This window comes from Pseudomonas simiae (assembly GCF_900111895.1).
In the GTDB taxonomy this organism is placed as follows: Bacteria; Pseudomonadota; Gammaproteobacteria; order Pseudomonadales; family Pseudomonadaceae; genus Aquipseudomonas; species Aquipseudomonas simiae.
On sequence record NZ_FOKB01000002.1, the window covers coordinates 450,834 to 473,773 of the forward strand.

Annotated in this window: 10 protein-coding genes and 1 pseudogene; 2 read left to right on the top strand and 9 right to left on the bottom strand. The window is 63.1% G+C overall.

Translation table 11 applies throughout. The annotated features are described in order from the left end of the window. Nucleotides 1-424 precede the first annotated feature (424 nt). Complete coding sequence (locus BMZ57_RS08070) at nucleotides 425-4,516, top strand: hypothetical protein (RefSeq protein WP_069672367.1); 4,092 nt, start codon at nucleotides 425-427, stop codon at nucleotides 4,514-4,516. A 42-nt stretch (nucleotides 4,517-4,558) separates the two neighbouring features. Here BMZ57_RS08070 and BMZ57_RS08075 read toward each other — a convergent pair whose 3' ends face one another. The 3 genes from BMZ57_RS08075 to BMZ57_RS08085 form a co-directional block, all read right to left on the bottom strand. After that, the gene (locus BMZ57_RS08075; RefSeq protein ID WP_069672366.1) at nucleotides 4,559-9,655 is read right to left on the bottom strand and encodes a dermonecrotic toxin domain-containing protein; all 5,097 of its coding nucleotides are present in this window, start codon (nucleotides 9,653-9,655) and stop codon (nucleotides 4,559-4,561) included. A gap of 83 nt (nucleotides 9,656-9,738) precedes the next feature. After that, complete coding sequence (locus BMZ57_RS08080) at nucleotides 9,739-12,840, bottom strand: transglycosylase domain-containing protein (protein WP_069672365.1); 3,102 nt, start codon at nucleotides 12,838-12,840, stop codon at nucleotides 9,739-9,741. 73 nt (nucleotides 12,841-12,913) lie between these two features. After that, complete coding sequence (locus tag BMZ57_RS08085; protein ID WP_254668472.1) at nucleotides 12,914-13,582, bottom strand: hypothetical protein; 669 nt, start codon at nucleotides 13,580-13,582, stop codon at nucleotides 12,914-12,916. A 480-nt stretch (nucleotides 13,583-14,062) separates the two neighbouring features. Between BMZ57_RS08085 and BMZ57_RS08090 the strand changes: the two genes are divergently transcribed. Beyond that, nucleotides 14,063-15,481 (top strand): amino acid permease, encoded by a 1,419-nt coding sequence (locus tag BMZ57_RS08090; RefSeq protein WP_069672363.1) that lies wholly within the window; start codon nucleotides 14,063-14,065, stop codon nucleotides 15,479-15,481. Between the two features lie 96 nt (nucleotides 15,482-15,577). Here BMZ57_RS08090 and BMZ57_RS08095 read toward each other — a convergent pair whose 3' ends face one another. The 6 genes and pseudogenes from BMZ57_RS08095 to BMZ57_RS08115 form a co-directional block, all read right to left on the bottom strand. Continuing rightward, nucleotides 15,578-16,726 carry an OpgC family protein gene (locus BMZ57_RS08095; protein ID WP_010212810.1) on the bottom strand — a complete coding sequence of 383 codons (1,149 nt, stop codon included), beginning with the start codon at nucleotides 16,724-16,726 and terminating at the stop codon, nucleotides 15,578-15,580. Between the two features lie 132 nt (nucleotides 16,727-16,858). Further along, a pseudogene (locus BMZ57_RS29740) lies at nucleotides 16,859-16,957 on the bottom strand (cupin domain-containing protein); the annotation flags it as partial. Nucleotides 16,958-17,050: 93 nt separating this feature from the next. Next, entirely contained in the window at nucleotides 17,051-18,670 is a 1,620-nt protein-coding gene (locus BMZ57_RS08100; RefSeq protein ID WP_010212809.1) for an FMN-binding glutamate synthase family protein, read from the bottom strand. Nucleotides 18,671-18,774: 104 nt separating this feature from the next. Then, nucleotides 18,775-20,175 (bottom strand): ATP-binding protein, encoded by a 1,401-nt coding sequence (locus BMZ57_RS08105; RefSeq protein WP_010212808.1) that lies wholly within the window; start codon nucleotides 20,173-20,175, stop codon nucleotides 18,775-18,777. Continuing rightward, nucleotides 20,172-21,989, bottom strand: a complete 1,818-nt coding sequence (locus tag BMZ57_RS08110) for a DAHL domain-containing sensor histidine kinase (protein WP_069672362.1) — start codon at nucleotides 21,987-21,989, stop codon at nucleotides 20,172-20,174. The genes BMZ57_RS08105 and BMZ57_RS08110 overlap by 4 nt, the downstream gene beginning before the upstream one ends. After that, nucleotides 21,986-22,921 carry a cytochrome-c peroxidase gene (locus tag BMZ57_RS08115; protein ID WP_231501110.1) on the bottom strand — a complete coding sequence of 312 codons (936 nt, stop codon included), beginning with the start codon at nucleotides 22,919-22,921 and terminating at the stop codon, nucleotides 21,986-21,988. Before BMZ57_RS08115 ends, BMZ57_RS08110 begins: the two co-directional genes overlap by 4 nt. Nucleotides 22,922-22,940 lie beyond the last annotated feature (19 nt).

The window sequence follows — 22,940 nt, forward strand, 5'->3', positions numbered from 1 at the left end:
GCCCCCTGTCGGCATGCGGCAGGGGGAAAGCGCGAATTGCCGTTCGGCTCAGAGCGAATCTTGCCCACACCGTTTATCCCGGATTGGCTGCAAGGCCTGTGTTGCCGGCGCGAGCAAACCATGCGTTCAAACCCGGTGACTGAAACCCTGAGCGCGGTGGACGCTTACCTCGCCGCCGGTGTTGTTCAACGGCCGCGACAACATTGCGCTCAAAGTCACCTGCAACCCACCGAAACTGGGGCTTGACGCCTTGCGCGTGGTGCCCATGAGCGGCGCGCCGTATCGAGGACGAGTGAAGCCGGTGCGCATAAACCACACGTCACGGTGATCCGGGACTAACTGTCTACCGCCGTTGCCCATGGCTGCGGAACTAGTTTCCCAGGCTTGGGTGAGTCGTCGACTCACCAGGCAAGGAGCTAGTTTTGTGACACAAGCCAATCCCACGGCGCTGCTGCGTCAGACTCACATCGATACGATCCACGCCCTGTTCGCCGATCCACCGTCCCTGCGGGCGGTGGCCCAGGCCAGTGCCCAGGCCCATCTGGACGAGCACTTCGCGGCGCGTACACTGGCCGTCGAGCAGCTTTACCTGCGCACGCCGCTGGCGAGCCAGACCGCGACGTATGACTACACCGCGTTGGCGGACGCACTGGTGGCGCGGCTGGTCAATGGTGAACCGGTGCTCTACGTGCCGGGCCACCATGAGAGTGTCCAGCGGGTGGGGGATGACTATGAGCCGAGCACACTGGATCTGTTCGAGTGTGAAGTGCTGGTCAATGAGCGCGGCGCGCTGTTGTTGGCGTCTTACCGGGAGCAGTTGCAGGCCTGGTGGAAAACGCGCTGGTGGCCGCTGGTCGAGGCGTTGATGGGCGTCGTCAGCGATACGCCCAGGCAGCCTGGCATGAGCCAGCGCCATCTTGATACGTTCTTTTCGCTGTCTTTCACCAACCCCGGCGGGGAGCTGGCCGCTCCGGCCGGTCCGTTGCGTGTCTCTACGGTTCACCTGCGCCGCGAGGACGCGGGAGACGACGATTCGGGCGAAATCCTGCCCCTGTGCTTGCTCCAGGCAACGCATTCCACGGACATGGCACTCTACAGCCCAGCGATGGGCGTGCAGTTGATCGACCAGTTGGACGATATCGGGCCGTTGCTGGCCGATCACCTGAGCCCGTTGTTGGATGAACCGGCAGGTGAGTGGTTTGTCGTTGAGCACGCAGGCCTGGCCCCTGAATCGCTGGCAAGCGGTTACCTGGCACGCCAGTTGAGTGAAATTGCCGCCATCGACCCCACGGTGCGTAGAACCGCGCAACAGTATCAGGCGCTGCTCAATGCCATCACCGATACGCGTCGCTGGTTTGTGTCCCCCCTGACAGCGTTCGGACAAGGCGTTCACGAGGCCATCCCGGCGTGGCTGTTCAACGCTGCGCAAACTGATCGACTTCAATATGGGCGTCTGCTGGTCGAGCAGGTGCGCCACTTGAACCAGGGCGCGGGCAAGCGGTTTTTCCCCGAAGTCCCGTCTCTGGCGGCGTTTGCCGAAACAGCGTTGCAAGACTGTCTGGACAACGAGCCACGCGCGGTCGAGCTCAAGGTCCTGGATATCCATGGGGTGTTCGGCCCGCCGAGCGCTGCGCCCCTTGAGTTGACCCTGACCGAATGGGCGCTGGAAACCCTGGGCGGGTTCACGCCGAGCCCCATCACTATCACGCTCAAAGGCGCCCCCGCACCCGCCTGGCTGACCGAGCCCTTGCTCAGAGACTGGCTGGCCAAAGCCGATATCGCCAAGACTTACGGCGCGGTTCTGAGGCAACGGTTGGCCAAGGGCAACGCCGCCAAAGACTGGGACCGGGACCTGGCCGGCGATCAGGTGCTGTCACAGCTGAAGATGCTGGCAATGGCATACAAAATCCAGGGGCTGCACGGGCTGACCCAGCAGGGCTATCGCCTCATTAGCGAACGTGCCGCGGGGCTGCGGGCATCCTCCCGTCTGTTGCCGCTGACGCTCAAGGCCATGCCTCAAGGGCAGACGGCCGTTGTGCAGCACATGCACCTGTTGATGCCCCGGCAGGCGCCACCGGGCGCGTGCCTGTTGTATCGACCGCTGTTGAATCCGGTCGTACAGGAATTTGCCTCGCTGGAGGATCTGCACACAGCGATCAAGGCGCCTGGTGCCTTGCGCGACAGTGTCCTGGCATGGCTGCCGACGAGTCACCGAGCGGTGTTCGAGCCGCTGCTCAGCGCCCTGCCGGTCGATGACAACGCGGCGCTGGCGGTGGAGGTGGAGGTGAGCGAGGACCTCGAGTCGGTGCATTCCCTGCGCGAGGCGTTCTATCTGGCGCTGGAAACCTTGAGTGAATGGCCCGTATCGGGTGGTGATGCACGGCACTGGGCCTGCTTCAAAGCGGCAGGCTGGTCGCTGACCGATGGGCTGATGCCACTGGTGCAGGGCGTGCACACGCTGACCGGGTGGCTGGGGCAGTTGATGGACACTGTGCGCCAGGATGTCGGGGCTACCACGGGTGTCGACGTGCTTGGCAACCTGGCGTGGGTGCTCGCGCAGCGGGTTTCGCCGGCCAACGTGCAGTTGCAACTGGACCTGTCAGCGTTGATGTTTGCGACGCCGCAGAGGGTGCAAAATCCGTTGGAGTTGACCCGTATCCCAGCGCCCAAGCAGTTCAAGCAGCCGGATAAATGGGGCTCCGTTCTCCGTGTGAAGGCGCTCATTCAGCAGGCTCGGCTACAGACGAATCTGCGTCTTGAAGAGTGGCAAGCGCTCTACGATGGCGCCGACAGCACACGTGCCGAGGCTGAGAGCCGAGTGAGCGTGCTGTCGAGTCTGGTGGACAGCATTGTCGACAACCTTGCAGATGCAGCCGCTAACCAGGTGCGTGAGCAATACCACCAGATCTTGCAGGTCAAGTTGAAGGCGCTGTCCCAGCAATTACACGCGCTCCGGCAGCTGCGCGCCCTGGCACCGCGCCTGGGCTATGAGGTGCAAGTCTGTGCGCTGCTTGAGTCTCTGGTGGGCACGGCACGCACCCTCGGTAGTCTGGAAGCACGCTACATCGCGTCACTCGATACCTCGCTGGCGTCGATGTCGCAAGAGCAAGTGAGCGAGAACCGGCGCAACCGCTTGGCCGCCTACAATGGGGCGATTCACTGGCGTGAACTGGAAACCCGTCACCTCGATGAGTTGACGGCAGTCATCGGCTGTGGCGCCGATAAGGGCCAGGCCCTCACGCTGGCCGTTGCGCCAGCCTCGGTGCTGGCACTGCAGGCGCAGCAGGTCCGGCGTTTGTGGCAGGCGGCCTGGCGCGCCGAGGATTCGGGAAACGACGCGATGTTTGCCGGGATGCTGGCACAGACCCTTCAGCGCGTCGCGTGCGCGAGTCAGTCCCATGCAGGATTCATGGCGCTGACGCAAGCCGAGCGGATCGAGTTGTTCGACAGCGTGCTGCAGTTGTATGGCGATACCGCCGACCGGTTGGCGTTTTGCAGGGCCATTACGCCGCAAGCGTTTGATCTGGACTCCCTGCATGAGCTTCAAACCTTGATCGACGAGTTGCACGCCACCGCCGAAAAAAATCTGCTGGAGGCGCTGACGGACAACGCCCCGGCTGCAGCTGTCGGCGCGCCGCGCAACAGCCTGATTCGTACCCGCGGCGGCGACGTTTATCGGGGGCGTATCCTTGAGCCGACTCACGCACAGCCCGCGCGCATCGCTCAAGTGCATGACCGCGCGGATGAGTTGATTGCCTCCTTCAAACAGGCGGCCGATGGTTTGTGGGACCCGCTGGAGCGAGCACCCGCCACGCTCGGCTGTGCAAGGGCCGGCACCTTGGTTGAGATGATCGAGCACGGCAAGCAAACGGTGGCCGGTGTCGAGCGCATGATCGCCCAGGTGTTGAGGATGGTCCCCACGGCCAAAAGGGCTCATTCGCTGCAAGACGTGCTCGCGGTGCCGGCGTTTTTCTTGCTTGAGTGCGCCGAAGCGATGCGTCGCAAGTTGGCGCAAGCGAGCGCTGCCCGCTGGCCGGTGAAGCACCGCAGCACGGCGCAACGCATTGAAGCGGATTGGCGCGCGGCGGCGGCCCGTTTGTATGAACAGGGGGTGCATGCCAGGATCGCGGTGATCAAGGCACGCGCACCGGTCCAGGCCGGGGTCCACGCGCTCCTGGCGGGCCATGAGGTGCAGTTGGTCAACCGGCCGGGGCGGTATCGGGTGGACGACGCTGCGGATGATTATGTGCAGTTCTGCCAGGTCGTGGACGTTCATACCCGACAGCCAGAGGGGTATATCCACCTGTACTATCAGCAGGCTGTCGGTCGGGACGACTTGTTTACCGCTGCGTATCTGAAGACCCCCGAGCAGCACCACGCGACCCGGCAAACCGAGCTGCCGCTGTCATTTTCGCGCTGGATGACCCCGACGGCGGCGACAATACTGGCCGACCATCGGCGTCAGGTCAGCCGGTCCCAGACCTGTCGCTGGATGGCCGATGCCGATACCCGCTGAGCAACGAGGGCAGGCGCGAACATGCTCGCGCCTGCACTGGCCTCACTGTGTGGGCAGAGGCTCGCGGTTACGGCGCAGGTGCGCCTTTTTCAGCGCCTCGCGTGTCAGGCCGCGCATCCATTCCTTCTCGTTGTAGCCCAGGTCATTGAGCAGGCGGTTGTACAGCGCGTCGCTGATCGGCGTGTCGGCGAACACCACGCTTTCCTGCGTGTGCAGTTCGTCGGCCAGGGCCTTGAGCTGTTCCCTGAGCCGGGCTTTCTGCTGCGGCTCCTGTTCGGCATGCCATTGCGACTGCAGGGTTTGAAGGTCGTCCAGGCGGTAGAACTTCTCGGTGTATTCGGTGAGATTCTGTTGATAAAGGCTGTCGTAGGTTTCCTGCAGGAAGGTCTCCCAGTACGGCTCCAGTAACATCTGGTTGACCAGGCCATCGCCCCGGCCCAACTCCATGACGCTGATGCGCGCCTGTTGGATACGGCTCGCGCTGACGTCGGCGGTGTCGCGGTAGAGCATATGGTCCGACAGCCAGGGCAGGTCCAGCTCGTTGGCCAACGAGGTCTGGTAGGCCAAATGGATGTCCACTTCGTCCACCTCGCCCGCTTCGCCGTTCAGCACTTCTGAGCGCAGGCGCTGGCCTTCGCCGCCGGCCGCTTTGGGTCGCAGACGCCGGGCGACTTCTTCCTGGGCCACCTGATTGAGCTGCTTGAGCCGCGCCGCGCCCTTGGCCAGGGTCACCAGGCGGCCTTCGAGTTCAGGCAAGGTCGTTGAAAAACGCCGCGCTTCGCTGGCCATGACCTCGATCCCCATTTCATTGAAAATTTGCGCGCCGCCATCGCCACACAAGCCGGGGAAGCTCGACAGCTTGAACAGGCGCTCGCGCAGGGCGCTGTCGGCGTGGGCGGCGTTGATCAAGCGCCAGACCCGCTGGGTCAACCCGGCCTGGTTGGCGGCGTGGCGCTGCCGGTCTTGGGGGTTTTCAAAGAACTCGGGGGGCTCCAGGTACTTGATAACCTCAAAAAAGCCTTGGGAGCCGTGCTCGTCTTCGACGGCGTCCCACAGGTGCTCGCGCACCACGCGGGTGCCCGCATCGGCGTCTACCAGCCACGGGTCGCTGTTGCCCTGCGGTTCATAGGTGCGATACGGGTCCAGCCCGGCCTCGGTGCGGTAGCGTTCGTACAGGGCGCGCTGATCGTCGTTCAGCGTGTGGCGGTCCAGCCGCGTGCGCGCCACGGTGCGCGCGGCCGTCGGCTCGGCGGTCAGTGCGGGCAGGGTGGTGATCGGGTTGCCGCTCAGGTTCAGGTCGAACAGCTCGTTCCTGGCGTGCGCGAACAGGCCGATGGGCCATTGGTGGATTTGCGTGTGGTTCAAGTCGAGGCGGCGCAGGTTGGGCATGCGCGTGATATCCGGTGCGGCGGTGAGGGGGTTGTGGTCCAGAGTCGCAATGTGCAGGCGCCGCAGATTGCGCAGGCGCGTCACGTCTTCTGGGAACAGCACCATGCGGTTGTTCGACAGGTTCAGGTTGCGCAACTGCCGCAGCGCCGTCAGTTCGACCGGCAAGCTCGTCAGGTGGTTGTGGCTCAGGTCCAGGGAGCGCAGCGCCGGGAAGTGTTTGAGCAAACCGCAATGGGATTGCCCGACGCTGCTCTGGCTCAGATTCAGGAACGTCACATGTTCAAAATTGACGGTCAGCGCGGGCAGCGACTCGGGTAACGGCATGCCGTCCAGATCGACCCGCGCGCCGGATTGGGTCCTGCCCCAATCGTCGGTGTATTCGGCGTAGCGTTCGCCCCAGCACTGTTCCAGCTGGAGGGCCAGGCGTCTGCGGGCGGCCAGTTGTTGCCGTTCCTGGGCGCTGCCTTTGGGGTGATGGGTGGGCGATTGCTTCCAGGTGTGCAGCTGGGTGTTCAGGGTGTGTTTCTGCAAGGTCAGTTCGTTCAGGGTGCTGCTCAATTGGTCGGCGGGGATGTCCTCGATAAAGCGGTTCAGGCGTTGCTCGCTGAGGCTCGGAAACAGGCGTTGCAGGACGTCCCTGGCAAACGCCGTGTGGTTCTCGGCCGGGGCGGGGCGGCAGCGGCTGAGCAGCGGGCCGCCGAGCAATTGCGCGGTTTCCCGCTCCATGACGCGGTGGGTGTCGGGCCCGGCGAGGACCTTGCGTCGCTCGGCCAGGGGTTCAAGGTGGGTCATCAGCCAGTGCTTGAAGTCTTCGCCCTCGCCGGGTTGGTAGCCCAGGGCGGTGCGTGGCTCGCTGGGCAGTGCGAGCAACACGGCTTCATACAGGCTGGCCGGGCGGTGTAACGGTTGGCCGGCATTGTCGTAGACCGAATAGCCCAGGCGGGTGTGAACCAGCACCCGGCGTGTGGCAGCCGTGTCCGAACCGGCCTGGCTGCGCAGGGAGCCCGTGACCGTGGCTTCGCGGATTTCAAGGTGCAGATCGGTGAGCGCATCGGTATTGAACAGCAGGCTCTTGAGCAGCAGGTGTTCAGTCGCCGGGTTGGGCATGGCCGGTGGATAAAAGCCTTCGTAGGCATGCACCGAGTCAGCCGCCAGCTGCAATTCGCTGGCTTGATTGCGCAGGCGCAGGGGCGCATGCCGGTCGTTCGCCAAGGCCTCGCGTTCGTGGGGACGGGCGCGCTCCAGCAGGCGGCGGGCCAGGCTCAGGTCGAGGTCGGGATGGTCCCGGCGCAGGCCGATGATGCCGGGGGCGTCGCTCTGTTCGCGGGCGCGGTAGACCGCCGGGGCGATATCGCGGTTCTGGCTCAGTACGTAGTTGGCCAGCAGATCGCGCAATGCTTGTACCCGCTGCGATTCCGGCACTTCGGCGCCGAGCAGGAGGGTGATCGCCGCTTCATCGAGAAAGCCCAGCACCCGCTCCGGCAAGTGCCCGGACAGCACGTCGCCGAGGCTGATGCGCAAGGTGTCGGCGGGGCCGGCTTGCGCGGCGCCGTAGCGGTGCGAGCTGCCGCTCAGGTCGGGCTTGAGGAACACTTGCAGCGCTTTGTCCTGGGGCCAGCCATCGAGTTCGGTGACCATTTGCTCGAACCAATCCGAGCTGGGGTCGGCGCTCAAGGCTTGCCCCGCACGGATTCTGTCACTGGCGACCTGGATCGATTCGGCCGCTTCGAGGCGTTTGAGGCCGGCATCGAGGAGCGGCGGCAGCGCTTCGTTGTGCTCGTACACACGACGCAACGCGCCGTCTTCGGTGGCGCTGGCGACCCTGAGCTGTTCCAGTTGGGTGTCACTGAACGGTTGCACCCGATGCCCGAGACGCCGCAGCAGCCGCGGGCGCTCCCAGGTGCGCGGGCGTTCGCCCTCGTGGGTCACGGCGCCGTCGCCATTCAATTGCAGGCGCGGCCGGTAGGCGTCCGCGCGTTCGGGGTGGACCACGCGGTGCACGTCGCTGAGCGGGTCGTAATGCACCTCCAGGTGATGGCCGTCCAGCGCCAGCAGGGTTTTGCCTTGGTGTGTGTGCAAGCCCGAGGGCGCGGGAGTCGAGCCTTCGGGGATCAGGTCTTGCTGGGCGAACGCGCTGATATCCGGGTTCCACAAGCGCCGTGAGCCGTCGGCCCGTTGCACCGGCACCAGGCCCTCGACAAACGGCGAGAGCTTGAGCCGCGCCAACTGACCGATGCTGGCGCCCGCCGCGAACAGGGCGAACTGGATCACGCTGTCGGCCACCCCCTCCACATGTTCCCAGGCTTCGGTGCGCAGGCCTTCGCTCCAATCGACGATGCCTTCGAACACCTCGTCCATGACCTGGTACGCGCTGTAGACCAGCATCAATTCGCCGAGTACCGGCACGAAGGGCGTGACCACCAGCAACGCCGCGTTGAGGATGTCGGCGAGCATCTGCTCCAGGTTGTCCCACCAGGCCCAGCGGGCACGGCGGTCGACGTCGACGGTGGACAGCGCGATGTTGCGTGCGTCGTTGACGATTTTGTTCAGTTGGGTGCGAAACAGGTAGTCCCACAGCGTATCGGCGGCCGGCGAAGGCGGGCGCTGGCGATAGTCGTCCTGCCAGGCGTGCAGGCTGAAGTGCAGGTTGGGATCGCTGATCGGCGTGTCTTGCCAGCTCGGCCCGCTGTCGGTGGGCTGTTTCTGATGCCATTGGATGTGGCTCAGGCGTGCATTGATCCCGGCGAAAAAGGCCGCGCGTTTGGCATGGGGCACGAACTGGCTGAAGAACACTTGGTAGCGCGCCTTGTCGCGCAATTGGCGGGTCAGTTCCTGCATGAACGCCTGGGGCGACGGGTATTCCTTGAGCGGGTGCGCGGGGTCTTCGGCGACGTAGGCGATCACCCGCGGGCTGGGCGCGGCGATAAACAGCACGATGCCCACCAGGGCGATGTTCATCACGCTGAGGGTGTAGGCCTGGAGCGCGGCGCCGTCGAGCCGCGGGGTCGGCTGGTCGTCCACCAGATTGAGCATCGCGGCATGGGCATCGGGCTTCAGGTCGGCCTTGGCCAGGGCCAGGTGCGCGGCGCTTTTCAGCGCGGCCTTGTGGCGTGCCGTGACTTCGCCGTGCAGGGTGCGGGCGAGTGCCGGGTTCTTGAAACCGAGGGCCTGGCTGAGCTTGAGTTGATACTGCGCGCCGATATCCAGCTGGCGGCAAATGTCTTTGAACTGTTGCGCGGTGAGCCGCGTGCCGCTGCGGCGGTGGGTGATCGAGAGCACGTCGCGTTGCCCGCGCGCATCGGTCGGACCGAGGAAGGCGAAGTCGAGAAAGGTCTGGTCGGCGGCGAAGTTGTACAGCGCCGCATCGAGCAACGAAAAGGTCTTGCTCACCTGGGCGCCGGTCACATTGAGCTTCCACCCACTTGTCTTGGCGTCGACGTAGAGGCGCAGGTAGGTGTTGCGTACATCCAGGTTGCCGTAGTCGCGCAGGGCGTGTTTGAGCAAGGGTTCGGCGAAGGCGTACACGTCGTTCAAGCCGGCGAGGCGTTGGTCCAGGCGGTTTTGTTGTTGCCAATGCTCGGCAATGGCGGCTTTGAGCGGGGCTGGCGCGGTCAGGTGTTTGACGCCTGCGGCTTTCAGTGCGCCGAGGCGTCCCGGCGTGGCCTGGGTGAGCCAGTCTGGCAGGGCGTCGCGGATGTGTGTGTAGTGGGCGCCGTGGAAGGCGCTGTTGGGTTGCGGTAATTCGGGCACGGATCAGGTCCTGTCAAAGGGTGATCCAGGAGTGTGTTCAACGCTGCCGCGCTGGGGTGGCAGATAGGTAGTGCAGCCGCGCGTCAGTGTTTGCTCGCCAGGCACAACGCCGGGTCGCCCGGTTGCAGCAGCGGGTTGAGCAGCGGCGCCATGCCCTTGAGCACCTGCACCGGCAAGGCCGAGGTGAAGGTGAAGTGCTGCGCCGACACCCCCGGCACAAACGCGGTGAGGGTGCCGAAGTGATGGGCGCCGATGTAGAACACGAAAGTCGCGGTGCGGTTGATCGATTTGGAACTGAGCATGCGCCCGCCGGCCCCCATGGCTTCGATGCGGTTATCGCCGGTACCGGTTTTGCCGCCCATCGCCAGCGCAGTGCCGTCGGCCAGTTTGAAGCTGCCGGCCACGCGCTTGGCGGTGCCGGCGTCGACCACTTGCGACAGCGCGCCGCGCAACGCCGTGGCAACTTCACTGGGCAGCACCCGTTTGCCACGGTTCGGGTCATTGGCGACGTGGGTTTCGTAGGGCGTGCCGCGGGCGAATTGCAGGCTGTCGATACGCAACACGGGCAGGCGCACGCCGTCGTTGAGGATGATCCCCATCAGTTCCGCGAGAGCGGCGGGGCGGTCGCCGGAGCTACCGATGGCGGTGGCCAGCGACGGCACCAGGTGGTCGAACGGGTAGCCCACGGCCTGCCAGCGCTGGTGGATATCGAGGAACGCTTCGATCTCCAGCATGGTGCGGATCCGGCTGTCGCGCGCACTCTGGTGACGGCTCTTGAACAACCAGCTGTAGACCTCTTGGCGCTCGAATTCACTGGCTTTGACGATCTCGTCGAAGGTCGCTTCGGGGTGGTTGAGCAGGTAGCCCAGCAACCACAGGTCCAGCGGATGCACCTTGGCGATATAGCCCTGGTCCGGCAGGTCGTAGGCGCCGGGGCCGTAGCTCTGGTAGAGCCGTTCGAGGCGCTCGTCGGTGAGCTTATCGGTGGTTTTCAGGTTTTTCAGGTGCGAGCGCACGAAGCCGTTGAAACTTTCCTGGCTGGCCTGGGGCAGCAGGTAGCGGTGGACGGCGGCCAGGCGGATCGCGGTGGGGTGCAGGCTGTCCATGAAAGTGTCGAGCCGGGCCTGGGTGTCTTTGTGGCGGTATTTTTTCCAGAACTTGAGCAGGAACGCGGTGCCTTCATGGTCGGCGAATTTGGCCAGGTATTCCTGGCGGCGCGGGTCGTTGTCGTCCTTGAGCAGGCGCGCACTGTTGTTTTCGCCAGAGTAAGTGGTGTAGCGCACCAGGTCGCGCATCAGGCGAATGAACGGCAGGTTGATCGACTCGCGCAGGGCATCGCGCAAGGTCGGGTTGCGGCCGTTGTCTTCGTTTCGAAAGTTATGGAAGCGATGCAGGCCGCCGCCGGTGAAAAACGCCTCGCCGGGGTTGGCCGAGTAGGTGCGGTCGAGGGCGGCGTCGAGCATCTTCGCCAGGTCGCGGTCGCTGTGCTGGGTCAGGTAATTCAGCGCCCAGCGCGAGAGCACATCCTGCTCGGGCAGTTCGACGTTTTTCAGCTCGGCGGGCGTGCGTGCCTGATAGCGTTCATGCAGCTCGGTGATGATTTGCAGGTAGGTGGTCAGCACCCGCAGTTTGGCGGTGGAGCCCAGTTCCAGCTTGCTGCCTTCGTTGATGTCGAACGGCTGGTCGGTGTTGTCGGTCTGCACCCGCACGCGTGCGCCATCGGGTGTCAGTTCGTAGAGGGTGAAGCTGTAGCGCACCTGCGGCGTGCTTTGTGGCGTCAGCAGGCGCGGGCCGAGCAGGCCCATTTGCGCGGCGAACGTCGGGTCGGCCAGGTGCTTGAGGTAGTCGGTGGCCTGGGTTTGCAGCGCGTAGTGCAAGGTGCTGGTGGCCGACAGGTCGAGGCGGTCGAGGTCATACAGCGAGCGGTCGAGCAGGCTGGCGAGACGGCTGCGGGCGACGTTGATGGCCTTGTTGGTTTCCACTGGCTGGACGGTCGGCTGCTGCTGCCAGTCGCGGTAGGTCACCGAGCTGGCGAGGGCGGCGGCGGACAACGTGGCGGGGATCACCTGGTTCTGCGCGAGCAGGCGCAGATGGCTGTCGGTCAATTGCGCCAGTTCTTCGCGGCCTTTGGTCAGGTAGTGGGAGGGCCGGCGTTGGGCAATCATCAGCGACAGCACCTGGCGCAGGGCCAGGCCACGTCTGGCCAGGCTCGCCGGGTCTTGCGCGCTGTCGCTCAAGGCCTGATTGACCTGGTTGAAGTCGGCGCCGTACCAGACCCGCAGGCCTTCGGCCAAGCCATGCACTTCGCCGTGGCCCGGCACGGCGGACAACGGCACGCTGTTGAGATAGTCGCGCACGATATTCTGCCGACTGCCCAGGGTGTCCGGCCCGGCCTGGTAGGCCCGGACGCTGGCGGACAGCATCTGGCGAATTTTCTCGCCGCCGGACACGGTCAAGCCGTCGGGCGAATGGCGATATTTTTCCAGCTGCGTGGCCAGGGTGCTGCCGCCGGCGGTCTGCCCCGGCAATTGCACGAGCTTGGCCACTTGCGACCAGGCGGCCTTGGCAAAGCGCGGCCAGTCCACCGACGGGTTGGCCAGCGGTTGCGTGGGGTCGAGCAGGTCGCGGTCTTCAATGAACAACAGGCTTTGCACCACCAGCGGCGGGATTGCGGCAAAGCGGGTGTAGAGCTGTTGCGGGTAGGTGAAGGTGTACAGCGGCGCGGCGCGGCAATCGGTGATGCTCAGGCCCGCCTGGACTTTTTCTGCGTAGGGCACGAACAGCCCGCGCTCGGCATAGTCCATCAAGGCCGGTGAGAAGCGCGTTTGTGCCTGGATCAAGTAATTGCGCTTGAGCAGGCGCGGCAGGAATTCATTCAGCGCGCTGTAGCCCAGGCGCCGGTCGAACGGGCCGTCGCCGGGATACACGATGGCATCGCTGGCGCCGGGTTCCAGGCGATAACTGAGCGATGCGGCCAACGGGCTCAGGTAGCGGGCCTGCAGGCGCGAGGTGCGCATTTCCACGCTGGCGGCCCAGCCCAGCGCGCATAGGGCGAGCAACAGCACCAGCCACACCAGGCGCCACCACGCTGTTCGCGTGCGGGCGCTGTGTGGCAATGGCGGTTGATCCGGGCTGTCAGGTGGCAGCGCAGCCTGCTTCGAATCGGTTTGCCATAAAGCGCCCATAGTCGATTGATCCATTGACGTAGATTGATCGGACTTGGGTGAAGCTTAGTCGTTAGTTGCGAAATGTGTCGGTTCACGGCGGTGGGCGTTTCACTGCGCTGCGTAGCAGGGTCAGCCAGTTGCGGTCGTTGGCCCGGCCCCAACGGAAGGTGCCTTGGTCGTTGAATAACACCGAAATGTCCGCCAGGTGCCAGGCGAGCATTTTGATGTTGAGCTCGCGAAGGTATTCGCTTGCCGGGCAGACGATGGCCGCCCAGGGGTCACATATCCACAGGCCCCTCCAGCCCGCTTCGCTGAAGTCCAACGTCGAACCCAATGTCGGGGGCGTTATACCCACCACCACAAACGCGTGAGCCGGTGGGCTGGTGCCCCAAACACGCGAGGCACCGCCGTTGAAACGGATCAATTCGTTCGCCACATGGGCCATCTGGTCGCAATTGCCCGCGCCGGTCTTGAGGATCACTTCGGTGTAGCTGGGCTGCCCGGCCCGGCTGCACTGCCACATCACCTGCGATTCGGCGATGGACAGCCGTTCCAACTCGTCGACCCCCACCCCCGCGACGTTGGACGGGCCGATGCCGGTGGCCTTGACCATTGATCGAGCGCCCGAGTGGCACGCCCAAGCCCGCCAGCTCCACCAGCTGGCGCATGGTCCAGGCCTGCAAGTGTCGCTGATCAATTGGCCATCGGCGGCCAGGCGTTGCGTTCGACCTTGCTGGAGTACGTCGAAGGGGGTTGGCATGGGGAGATCCTTTCGCTGGGATTGCCGTCCTGGCAGTCGGAGCGTCCCATGGTGAATGGACGTCCCGGCCGCTGATAGGGCGATGCTTCTCGTCCGACCGTGGCCGGCTTCCGCATTGTCTGCCTGTTGGTCTGAAAGCATTGAAGCAGAGCCTTCCGCTGGGTATATACGGCCTAGGTAGGGGCATGACGCTGCACCAAAGCTGTGCAATACTCGGCGCGCGTCAAACGGAGAAAAACCCTCCGCTATCCAGGTAATGCCCCTCCATAAAAGCGGCTTTTACCGCGACTTCTCGCTGAATCTTGGCGTTTATTAAGTGAAAAACCCTGGGTTGGGCTTTTTATACTGCACCCCCGCTGATCTGGCCCTGCCAGACGTGTTGGCCCATGAGGCCGGCACGGTGTAAGGGCGTCGTGGCAGACCCGCCGTGGCGCCGAGCACTCGGTGATCAATCCAATAACAAGACGAGGTTGTACCCCTATGCCAGTTGGCAACCACCTGCCCCATGGCGAGACCGCTCAGGGCGGCCCGCTGAAACGTGAACTGGGTGAGCGGCATATTCGCCTGATGGCCCTCGGCGCCTGCATCGGTGTCGGCCTGTTCCTGGGCTCGGCCAAGGCCATTGAAATGGCCGGCCCGGCGATCATGCTGTCCTACATCATTGGCGGCCTGGCGATCCTGGTGATCATGCGCGCCCTCGGCGAGATGGCGGTGCACAACCCCGTCGCCGGCTCCTTCAGCCGTTACGCCCAAGACTATCTCGGCCCGTTGGCGGGCTTTCTCACCGGCTGGAACTACTGGTTCCTGTGGCTGGTGACCTGCGTGGCAGAAATCACCGCCGTGGCCGTGTACATGGGCGTCTGGTTTCCCGACACGCCGCGCTGGATCTGGGCCCTGGCGGCCTTGATCAGCATGGGCAGCATCAACCTGATCGCGGTCAATGCCTTTGGTGAGTTCGAGTTCTGGTTTGCCTTGATCAAGATCGTCACCATCATTGCGATGGTGATCGGCGGCGTCGGCATCATCGCGTTCGGCTTCGGCAATGACGGCGTGGCGCTGGGTATCTCCAACCTGTGGGCCCACGGCGGCTTTATGCCCAACGGCGTGCAAGGCGTGTTGATGTCCCTGCAAATGGTGATGTTCGCCTACCTGGGTGTGGAGATGATCGGCCTTACCGCCGGTGAAGCGAAGAACCCGCAGAAGACTATTCCGAGTGCCATCGGCTCGGTGTTCTGGCGCATCCTGCTGTTCTACGTGGGGGCGTTGTTCGTGATCCTGTCGATCTACCCGTGGAATGAAATCGGCACCCAGGGCAGCCCGTTTGTGATGACGTTCGAACGGCTCGGCATCAAGACCGCCGCCGGCATCATCAACTTTGTCGTGATCACCGCCGCGCTGTCGTCTTGCAACGGCGGCATTTTCAGCACCGGACGCATGCTTTACAGCCTGGCGCAGAACGGCCAGGCACCGGCGACGTTCGCCAAGACCTCCAGTAATGGCGTGCCGCGCAAAGCGCTGCTGTTGTCGATCTTCGCGTTGTTGCTGGGGGTGTTGCTCAACTACCTGGTGCCGGAGAAAGTCTTCGTCTGGGTGACGTCCATCGCCACCTTCGGCGCGATCTGGACCTGGCTGATGATCCTGCTGGCGCAGCTCAAGTTCCGTAAGAGCCTGAGCCCGGCGGAACAGGCGGGACTCAAGTACCGCATGTGGCTGTACCCGGTCAGTTCCTACCTGGCGCTGGCGTTCCTGTTGCTGGTCGTGGGCCTGATGGCGTACTTCCCGGACACCCGCATCGCGCTGTATGTCGGCCCGGTATTCCTGGTGCTGCTGACGGTGCTGTTCTACGTGTTCAAGTTGCAACCGACCCAGGTTGCTCAGGGCGAAGCCCGCCCGGTCTAATGGCAAACACTGTGTGGCGAGGGGGCAAGCTCCCTCGCCTCCTTTTGCAAGTGCCCGATTCGGGAAAGCGCCGCACCACCAACGCGGCTGCCTGGGTTAACCAGTGGATGACGGCATGGCTAAGACGCGGCGGTCTTGCAGTGACTTATCCAGCCGCTTGTTGAACTCCAGCCAGGCTGCCAGCAGCCCCATCAGCACCACGCCCACTGTTGCACTGAACAACTGCATGGCCAGCGCATCGCCCGCGAGGGCATTGAGCATGTCCGCCAACGGCGCCAGCAGCACACCGAGGCAGAACACCTCCAGGGAATAGCGGCCCATGCGGCAACTTTGTTGCGCCAGCCAGTGGCGGGTCCAGCCCATGCCGGGCAAAAGCTTGGCGGTGACATAGGCCAGGGCCAGGAAGTGCAACAGGCGCACGGGTGACAGGTCAGTCTTGCTGATGGGATACAACAGGTCGCTGAGCGGCGATGGCATCCATGCGTCATGCGCCTCGGGCCAGCGCCAGGAAATCGTGATGATCCCGGCCATGACCGAGTAGGCCGCCGCTGCGACGAACAACGGCTGGCGCAGCAGCCCACGCGTCTCGACAGGACGTGGTTGGCGCGCATGAATCGCCGCCGCGCCGCCGAGCACGAACAGCAATTGCCAGGTGACGGGATTGAAATACCACACGCCATCGGCAATCGCCCGCAGGTTCCAGCCCATCCACGGTGCCAGCAGGTACACAGTCAACGAAACGCCCACCACCGCCCAGGTCTTGCGCAGCAGCAGCGGCAGCACCAACGGCAAACCGCTCAACAGCACGATGTACAGCGGTAGCGGGTCCATTAGGTTGGGCTTGAAGCGCAGCAGCAACTCATCGGTGAGCGCCTGTTGCGGGTGGGTGACGAAGTGCGTCAGTCCCATCTCCTCGACAAGGTCGCGGGTTTCCACATGACTGTTGGCGAAGAACACGATGCCCATCAGCATCGCCAGCAGGAAGATATGCACCACGTACAGCACCCAGGCGCGCCGCAGGATCTTCAACGAGGCAATCCAGTAGCCGTCGCGCTGCAGGATCTTGCCGTAGGCCAGTACGGCGGCGTAGCCGGCGAGAAAAACAAACACCTCCGCGGCATCGCTGAAACCGATGTTGCGCAAGGTGATCTGGCCGAGGGGGTTGTGGGGGACGTGATCCCAGAAAATGAAGATCAACGCCAGGCCCCGAAAAAAATCGATGCGTGGGTCGCGTCCGTTCAGCATGGCAGCGGGCTCTTGTACGAAAGGTTTAGTAATGACAGGCGAACGCGGGTGAAGTCGTACGCCGCACGTCGGGCGGGGGCAGGTTGGCGTTATTCGTAAGTAATTGCAAAGGTTGGGTATTACTGGATGTCTCTAGACATCCAGGGTAACCAGAGTGCCTTGGCTGCCTGCATGCACGGCATGGGCGGTGCCGGCTTCCACCAGATACATCTGACCCGCGCCGACCCTGATCCACGCCGGACCAATCTGGCCCTGGCGCGTGAATCACCTCGTTTCAACGATGCCGTCGGTGGTCCGGTTCAGCAAACAGGGAGGGTTTATTGATCAGGCGGCAGCCGCTTCATGGGGTTCAAAGCTGTCGGCCCGTGCCATCTGCCACATGCGCGAATAGAACTCGCCATTCACCTCACCGGTGAGCAACTCGCCAGGTTTGAGGAACACATGCAATTGCGAAAACAGCTTGATCTCGGTCGCCGACATGCGCCGCACCAGATGCTTGGCCGACAGTTGCGATGGATGATCCAGGCCGGCGGCGGCGAGCATTTCGGCCAAGGCCTTGAGGGTATTGCGGTGGAAGTTGAACACGCGCTGGGCTTTGTCCGGCACCACCAGGGCGCGTTGGCGCAGCGGATCTTGGGTCGCGACGCCGGTCGGGCATTTGTTGGTGTGGCAGCTCTGGGACTGAATGCAGCCAATGGCAAACATGAAGCCACGCGCCGAGTTGGCCCAGTCCGCGCCGATGGCCAGGACGCTGGCGATATCGAATGCGCTGACGATCTTGCCGCTGGCACCGAGCTTGATCTTGTCGCGCAGGTTCAAGCCCACCAGGGTGTTGTGCACAAACAGCAGGCCTTCACGCAGCGGCACACCGATATGGTCGGTGAACTCCACTGGCGCGGCGCCGGTGCCGCCTTCCTTGCCGTCCACCACGATAAAGTCGGGGAGGATGCCGGTCTCCAGCATGGCCTTGGCGATGCCCATGAATTCCCAGGGGTGGCCGAGGCAGAACTTGAAACCCACCGGTTTGCCACCAGACAGCTCACGCAGTTGGGCGATGAAGTGCATCAGTTCGATCGGGGTGGAAAACGCGCTGTGGCGCGACGGCGAGATACAGTCTTCACCCATCAGGATGCCGCGGGTGTCGGCGATTTCCTGGGTGACCTTGTGCTTGGGCAGGATCCCACCATGGCCGGGTTTGGCGCCCTGGCTCATCTTGATTTCGATCATGCGCACTTGCGGGTTCTGCGCCTGCACGGCGAAGCGTTCCGGATCGAAGCGGCCGTCGCTGGTGCGACAGCCGAAGTAGCCGCTGCCCAACTCCCAGGTCAGGTCGCCGCCGTTCTCCCGGTGGTAGGGGCTGATGCTGCCTTCGCCGGTGTCATGGGCAAAATTGCCCAGTTTGGCGCCTTGGTTCAACGCACGAATGGCGTTGGCGCTCAACGAGCCAAAGCTCATCGCCGAGATATTGAATACCGATGCCGAATACGGCTGCGTGCATTGCGGGCCGCCGACCATCACACGAAACGCGCTGGGGTCGCTGAGCGGCGCCGGGCGCATGGAGTGGCCGATAAATTCGAAGCCCGACTGGTACACGTCGATCAGGGTACCGAAGGGTTTGTCGGCAGTTTCATTTTTGGCGCGGGAATAGACCAGTGAACGCTGGGCCCGGGAGAAGGGCAGGGCGTCGCTGTCGGACTCCAGCAGGTACTGGCGGATTTCCGGGCGGATGGCTTCGACCAGGTAACGGATATTGCCCAGGATTGGATAGTTGCGGCGTACGGCGTGGGGGCTTTGCAGCAGGTCGAACATACCGATCAGGCTCAACACGCCCGTGACCAGGGTGATCGGCCACAGCCATTCGTGTTCGATAAAGGGGAGGCTGGCGAGGGTGAAGATGACGCACACGGCAAAGAAGGCGTAACGGCTTAGCAAAGACAGGCTCATACGGTTTCCTTGAAATCGGACTCTTACAGGTCGGTGCCGCATTCTGCGCCTGTCGGCAAACCCCAGACAACCTTTGCCGGGCGGATACGGTCCGCTCCTGCGCCCTAGGCGGCCGTCTGCCGAATCGGCAACACCACGCGAAAGGTCGTGCCTTTTCCCGGTTCGCTGCTCACGCAAATATCGCCGTGGTGCTTCTTGATAATGCCGTAGGACAACGACAACCCGAGCCCCGTGCCTTCGCCCACCGGCTTGGTGGTGAAGAACGGGTCGAAGATTTTCTGCACGGTCTCCGGGGGAATGCCACAGCCGTTGTCCGCGACTTCCAGCCAGATGTTATCGCCTTGCACGCCATTGCTGATGGTGATGGTGCCGCGCTCCGGGCCCATGGCCTGGGCGGCGTTGATAACCAGGTTCATCACCACCTGGTTGAGCTGTGAGGCCAGGCATTCGATTTCAGGCAGCGGTGTGTAATTTTTCACGACGTCGGCCTTGTACTTGAGTTCGCTGGCGACGATGTTCAGCGTTGAGTCGATGCCCTGTTGCAGGTTGGCGAATTGCCAGGTCTGGTCGTTGTCGACCCGCGAGAAGTTCTTCAGGTCCTTGACTATCTGCACCACCCGGCCGATGCCTTCCTTGGATTCCCTGATCAGGATGGGGATGTCTTCCCTGAGGAAATCCAGCTCCAGTTCAGCACGCAAGGCCTTGAGCGCGGCGCACTGCTCGGCCGCGGCGGGGCTTTCTTCGAGCTGCCGGTAGGCGTCCAGCATCCGCTGCAGTTGGTTGAAGTAGCTGTCGAGGGTGCTCAGGTTGGAGGAGATGAAGCCTACGGGGTTGTTGATCTCATGAGCGACGCCAGCTGCCAGTTGCCCCAGCGACGCGAGTTTTTCCGATTGCACCAGTTGGCTTTCCAGCTGCTTGCGCTCGTCGATTTCCAGTTGCAACGCCTCGCTGGCCTGGGTCAGTGCCTGGGTGCGCTGCGCCACCAGTTGCTCCAGGTGTATGGTTTGCAGCGAGGCGCGGCGGGCCATGTCCCATTTGTTGGCAAGCATGTTGGCCATCTGTTGCACCTCGATGTTATCGAAGGGCTTTTTCAGGATCAGCAACCGGTCATGGCCGTTGAGGCGATACAGCAATTCATCCCAGGAGTAATCCGTATACGCGGTGCACACCACCACTTGCAGGCCGGGGTCGACGGTCCATAGCTCTTCGATGGTCTTTGCGCCGTCCCAACCTTGCGGCATGCGCATGTCGACGAATGCCAGGGCGTAGGGGCGTTTTTCCGCCATGGCGGTGGTGAGCAATTGCAGGCCTTCTTCGCCGCCATACGCCGAATGCAGCTCGAAGGTACGCACCTCGGGCTTGCTGGTGTCGCCGAACAGCGCTGACTCCATATCGTCGAGGGCCTGGTTGGTCTCGACGGTCGGCATCAGGATTTTGCGAAAATCGTCGTGAATCGACGGCGTGTCGTCGATCAACAGGATGCGCCGATTGGGAGGCTGATTCATGCGGGACTTCCGGCAAGGGTCATAGGGATCGTCAAGGTAAACACCGCGCCCAGGCCAGGCCCGTCGCTGTGGGCACTGAGCTGACCATTCATTTCTACGGCGGCCAGCGCGCAGCTGTGCAGGCCGAAGCCGTGGCCTTCCTTGCGAGTGGTAAAACCGTGGGTGAAGATCCGCGTCATGTTTTCCGCGGGAATGCCCTCGCCATCGTCCTTGACGCTGATCTGCAAGGTATTGTCCTCCAGGGGCTGGACCTTCAGGGTCATCTGCCGGGGTCGGTCACTGAGGTTGGACATGGCGTACTTGGCGTTGCTGATCAGGTTGACCATGATCAATAGCAAGCGGTGTTTGTCGGCGAGGATTTCCGGCACCTGCGCATATTCCTTGACCACCGTGACGTGGTGACGACTCAGGGCTCCGGCGTTCATGCGCAATGCATCTTCCATCAGGCCGCTGATGTGCACCGGCTCCAGCAGTGTGGCGGCGCCGGCATAGGATTGCTGGGTGGAGACGATGTCCTTGATGTGGTCCACGCTTTTACTCAACTGCGCCAACTCGTCGGTCATGCCCTGCTGCTCAACGGCGATGGCGTCCACCAGTTGGTTGAGATAGCCGGGCAGCAGCTTGCCTTTCTCATCTTCGGTTAGGAAGGTGCCCAGGTCGGCCTTGTGCTCATTGATCAACTGCATGGCTTTGCCCAACCCCAGGGCCTTGCTGCTGCGCAGCTTGCGCGTGACCAGTTCGGCGGAGATGTTCACGCTGTTGAGTACGTTGCCCACGTTGTGCAGCACATTGGTCGCGATTTCGGCCATGCCGGCCTGGCGTGCGCTGTCGAGTAATTCGCTCTGCGCATCCTTGAGCTGGCGGGTGCGTCGCTCCACGCGCTGCTCCAGGGTTTCGTTGGCGGCGTGCAACGCGCGATTGACCCGGTTGATTTCGGCAAAGCTGCGCAACAGGCGCACCGCCAGATAGAGCAGCAATCCCACCAGCAAGGTCGAGAAGATCAGCAGGTAGCGATGGTATTGATGGTCGATCAGGTCTGCCGCTTGCTGGTCCTGGTCGAGGTGGGTGGTCAGTGCGTCCAGGTGTTCGGCGACGGGCACCGTGGCAATGCGCTCGAGCAGGTCGTTGACCACGGGCTGTTCGCGCAGGATCAGCGAAATGTGATTGCTGAGTATGTCCACCGGCCCTTGGAACTCGCTGGGCAGTTGCTCCTTATTGATCGCCAGTTTGCCCAGCCCCACCAGGATATCGGCGGCGCGATCGTCGCTGGTGACTTGGGCGAACTCCAGGCTGCTGAGCAACAGGTCATAGGTGTCGGTGGCCACGTCTTGCAATTGCAGGCGGCCTTCAGCGTCAAGGCGGTTGAACTGCGCCTGGATGTCGTCTTCGGCGGTCGGCAGGAACGCCAGTGAATTACGCAGCAGCGCGTTGTGGGATTTGAATTGGTCGACCAGGCGGGCTTTTTCCTGGATCGCCGTCTGGTAAGCCGTTTGCGTGGCCTGCCAGCCGCTCAGGTTGGACGGGTTGTGGTAGGTGTCGCGGCTGTTCAGTTCGGCCCATATTCGGGTCATCTGCGTGAGTGGCGTGACCAGCGGGTCGTAGTTGTGGGTGATCGCGATGCGGGCCTTGAGGACCTCGCTGTCCCACTGCGCATTGAGCTGCTGCAGTTGGCGGATCAGATCCCGCGACTGGGTGTAGCTGGCGGTCTGATCGCGGGAAGCCTTGAGGTACAAAAACACCAGGGTCGAGGCCAGCAGCAGGGTCACCAGGCCAAGTACAACCTGGGTAAAGCGGCGACGGGAGTGAGAGGTCATAGCGGCTTGCCTGCCCATTCGCCGGTCAGGGTTTTGAGAAACTGCACGATCAAGTCCCTGTCTTCCTTATTCGGATTGCGCCCCAACTGGTACTTGAACATCACATCGACGGCTTCTTCGAGGGTCTTGGCCGACGCATCGTGAAAGTACGGCGCGGTCACCGCCACGTTGCGCAGGCTGGGCACCTTGAACACATGGCGGTCCTCTTCGTCCTGGGTCACCAGATAGCGGCCCAGGTCGGCTTCGACCGGGTTGCCTCGGGCCTTGAAGTAGTCGCCCATCACACCGAATTTCTGGAACATATTACCGCCGATATTGATGCCCTGATGGCAGGCGATACAGCCGTAGTCCTTGAAGCGCTGGTAGCCATATTTTTCCTGGATTGTCAGGATCTCGGTGTTACCTAGCAGGTACTGGTCGAACCGCGAGTTGGGGCTCAGCAGTGTTTGCTCATAGGTGGCCAAGGCGTCCTGCACGTTGGCGGCGGTGATGCCATCGGGGTAGGCCTGTTTGAAAGCGGTCTGGTAGGTGGGCAGGGCGGACAGGTTCTGCACTACGGTATTCCAATCGCTGCCCATTTCCAGGGGGCTGATCACTACCTGTTCGATCTGTGCTTGCAGGGTGTCCGACCGGCCATTCCAGAACTGCTTGAAGTTCAGGCTGGCGTTGAACACGGAAGGGGTGTTGATTGGCACCGGCTTGCCGTTGAAACCCAGGGAAAACGGCTGGTTGTCTGCACCTCCGGACGCCAGTCGATGGCAGCTGGCACAGGACAGTGTGTTATTGACCGACAGGCGCGGCTCATTGAACAGCTGGCGACCCAACTCGACTCTGGCCGGGTCCAATACGGGCACCGGTGGCAGTGGTTTGAGCGCTTCGTTCAACGGCGCGGCCAGCAACGGCTGGGCCAGCCCCGACCACACCACCAGCAGAACGCCGAAACGGTAACGT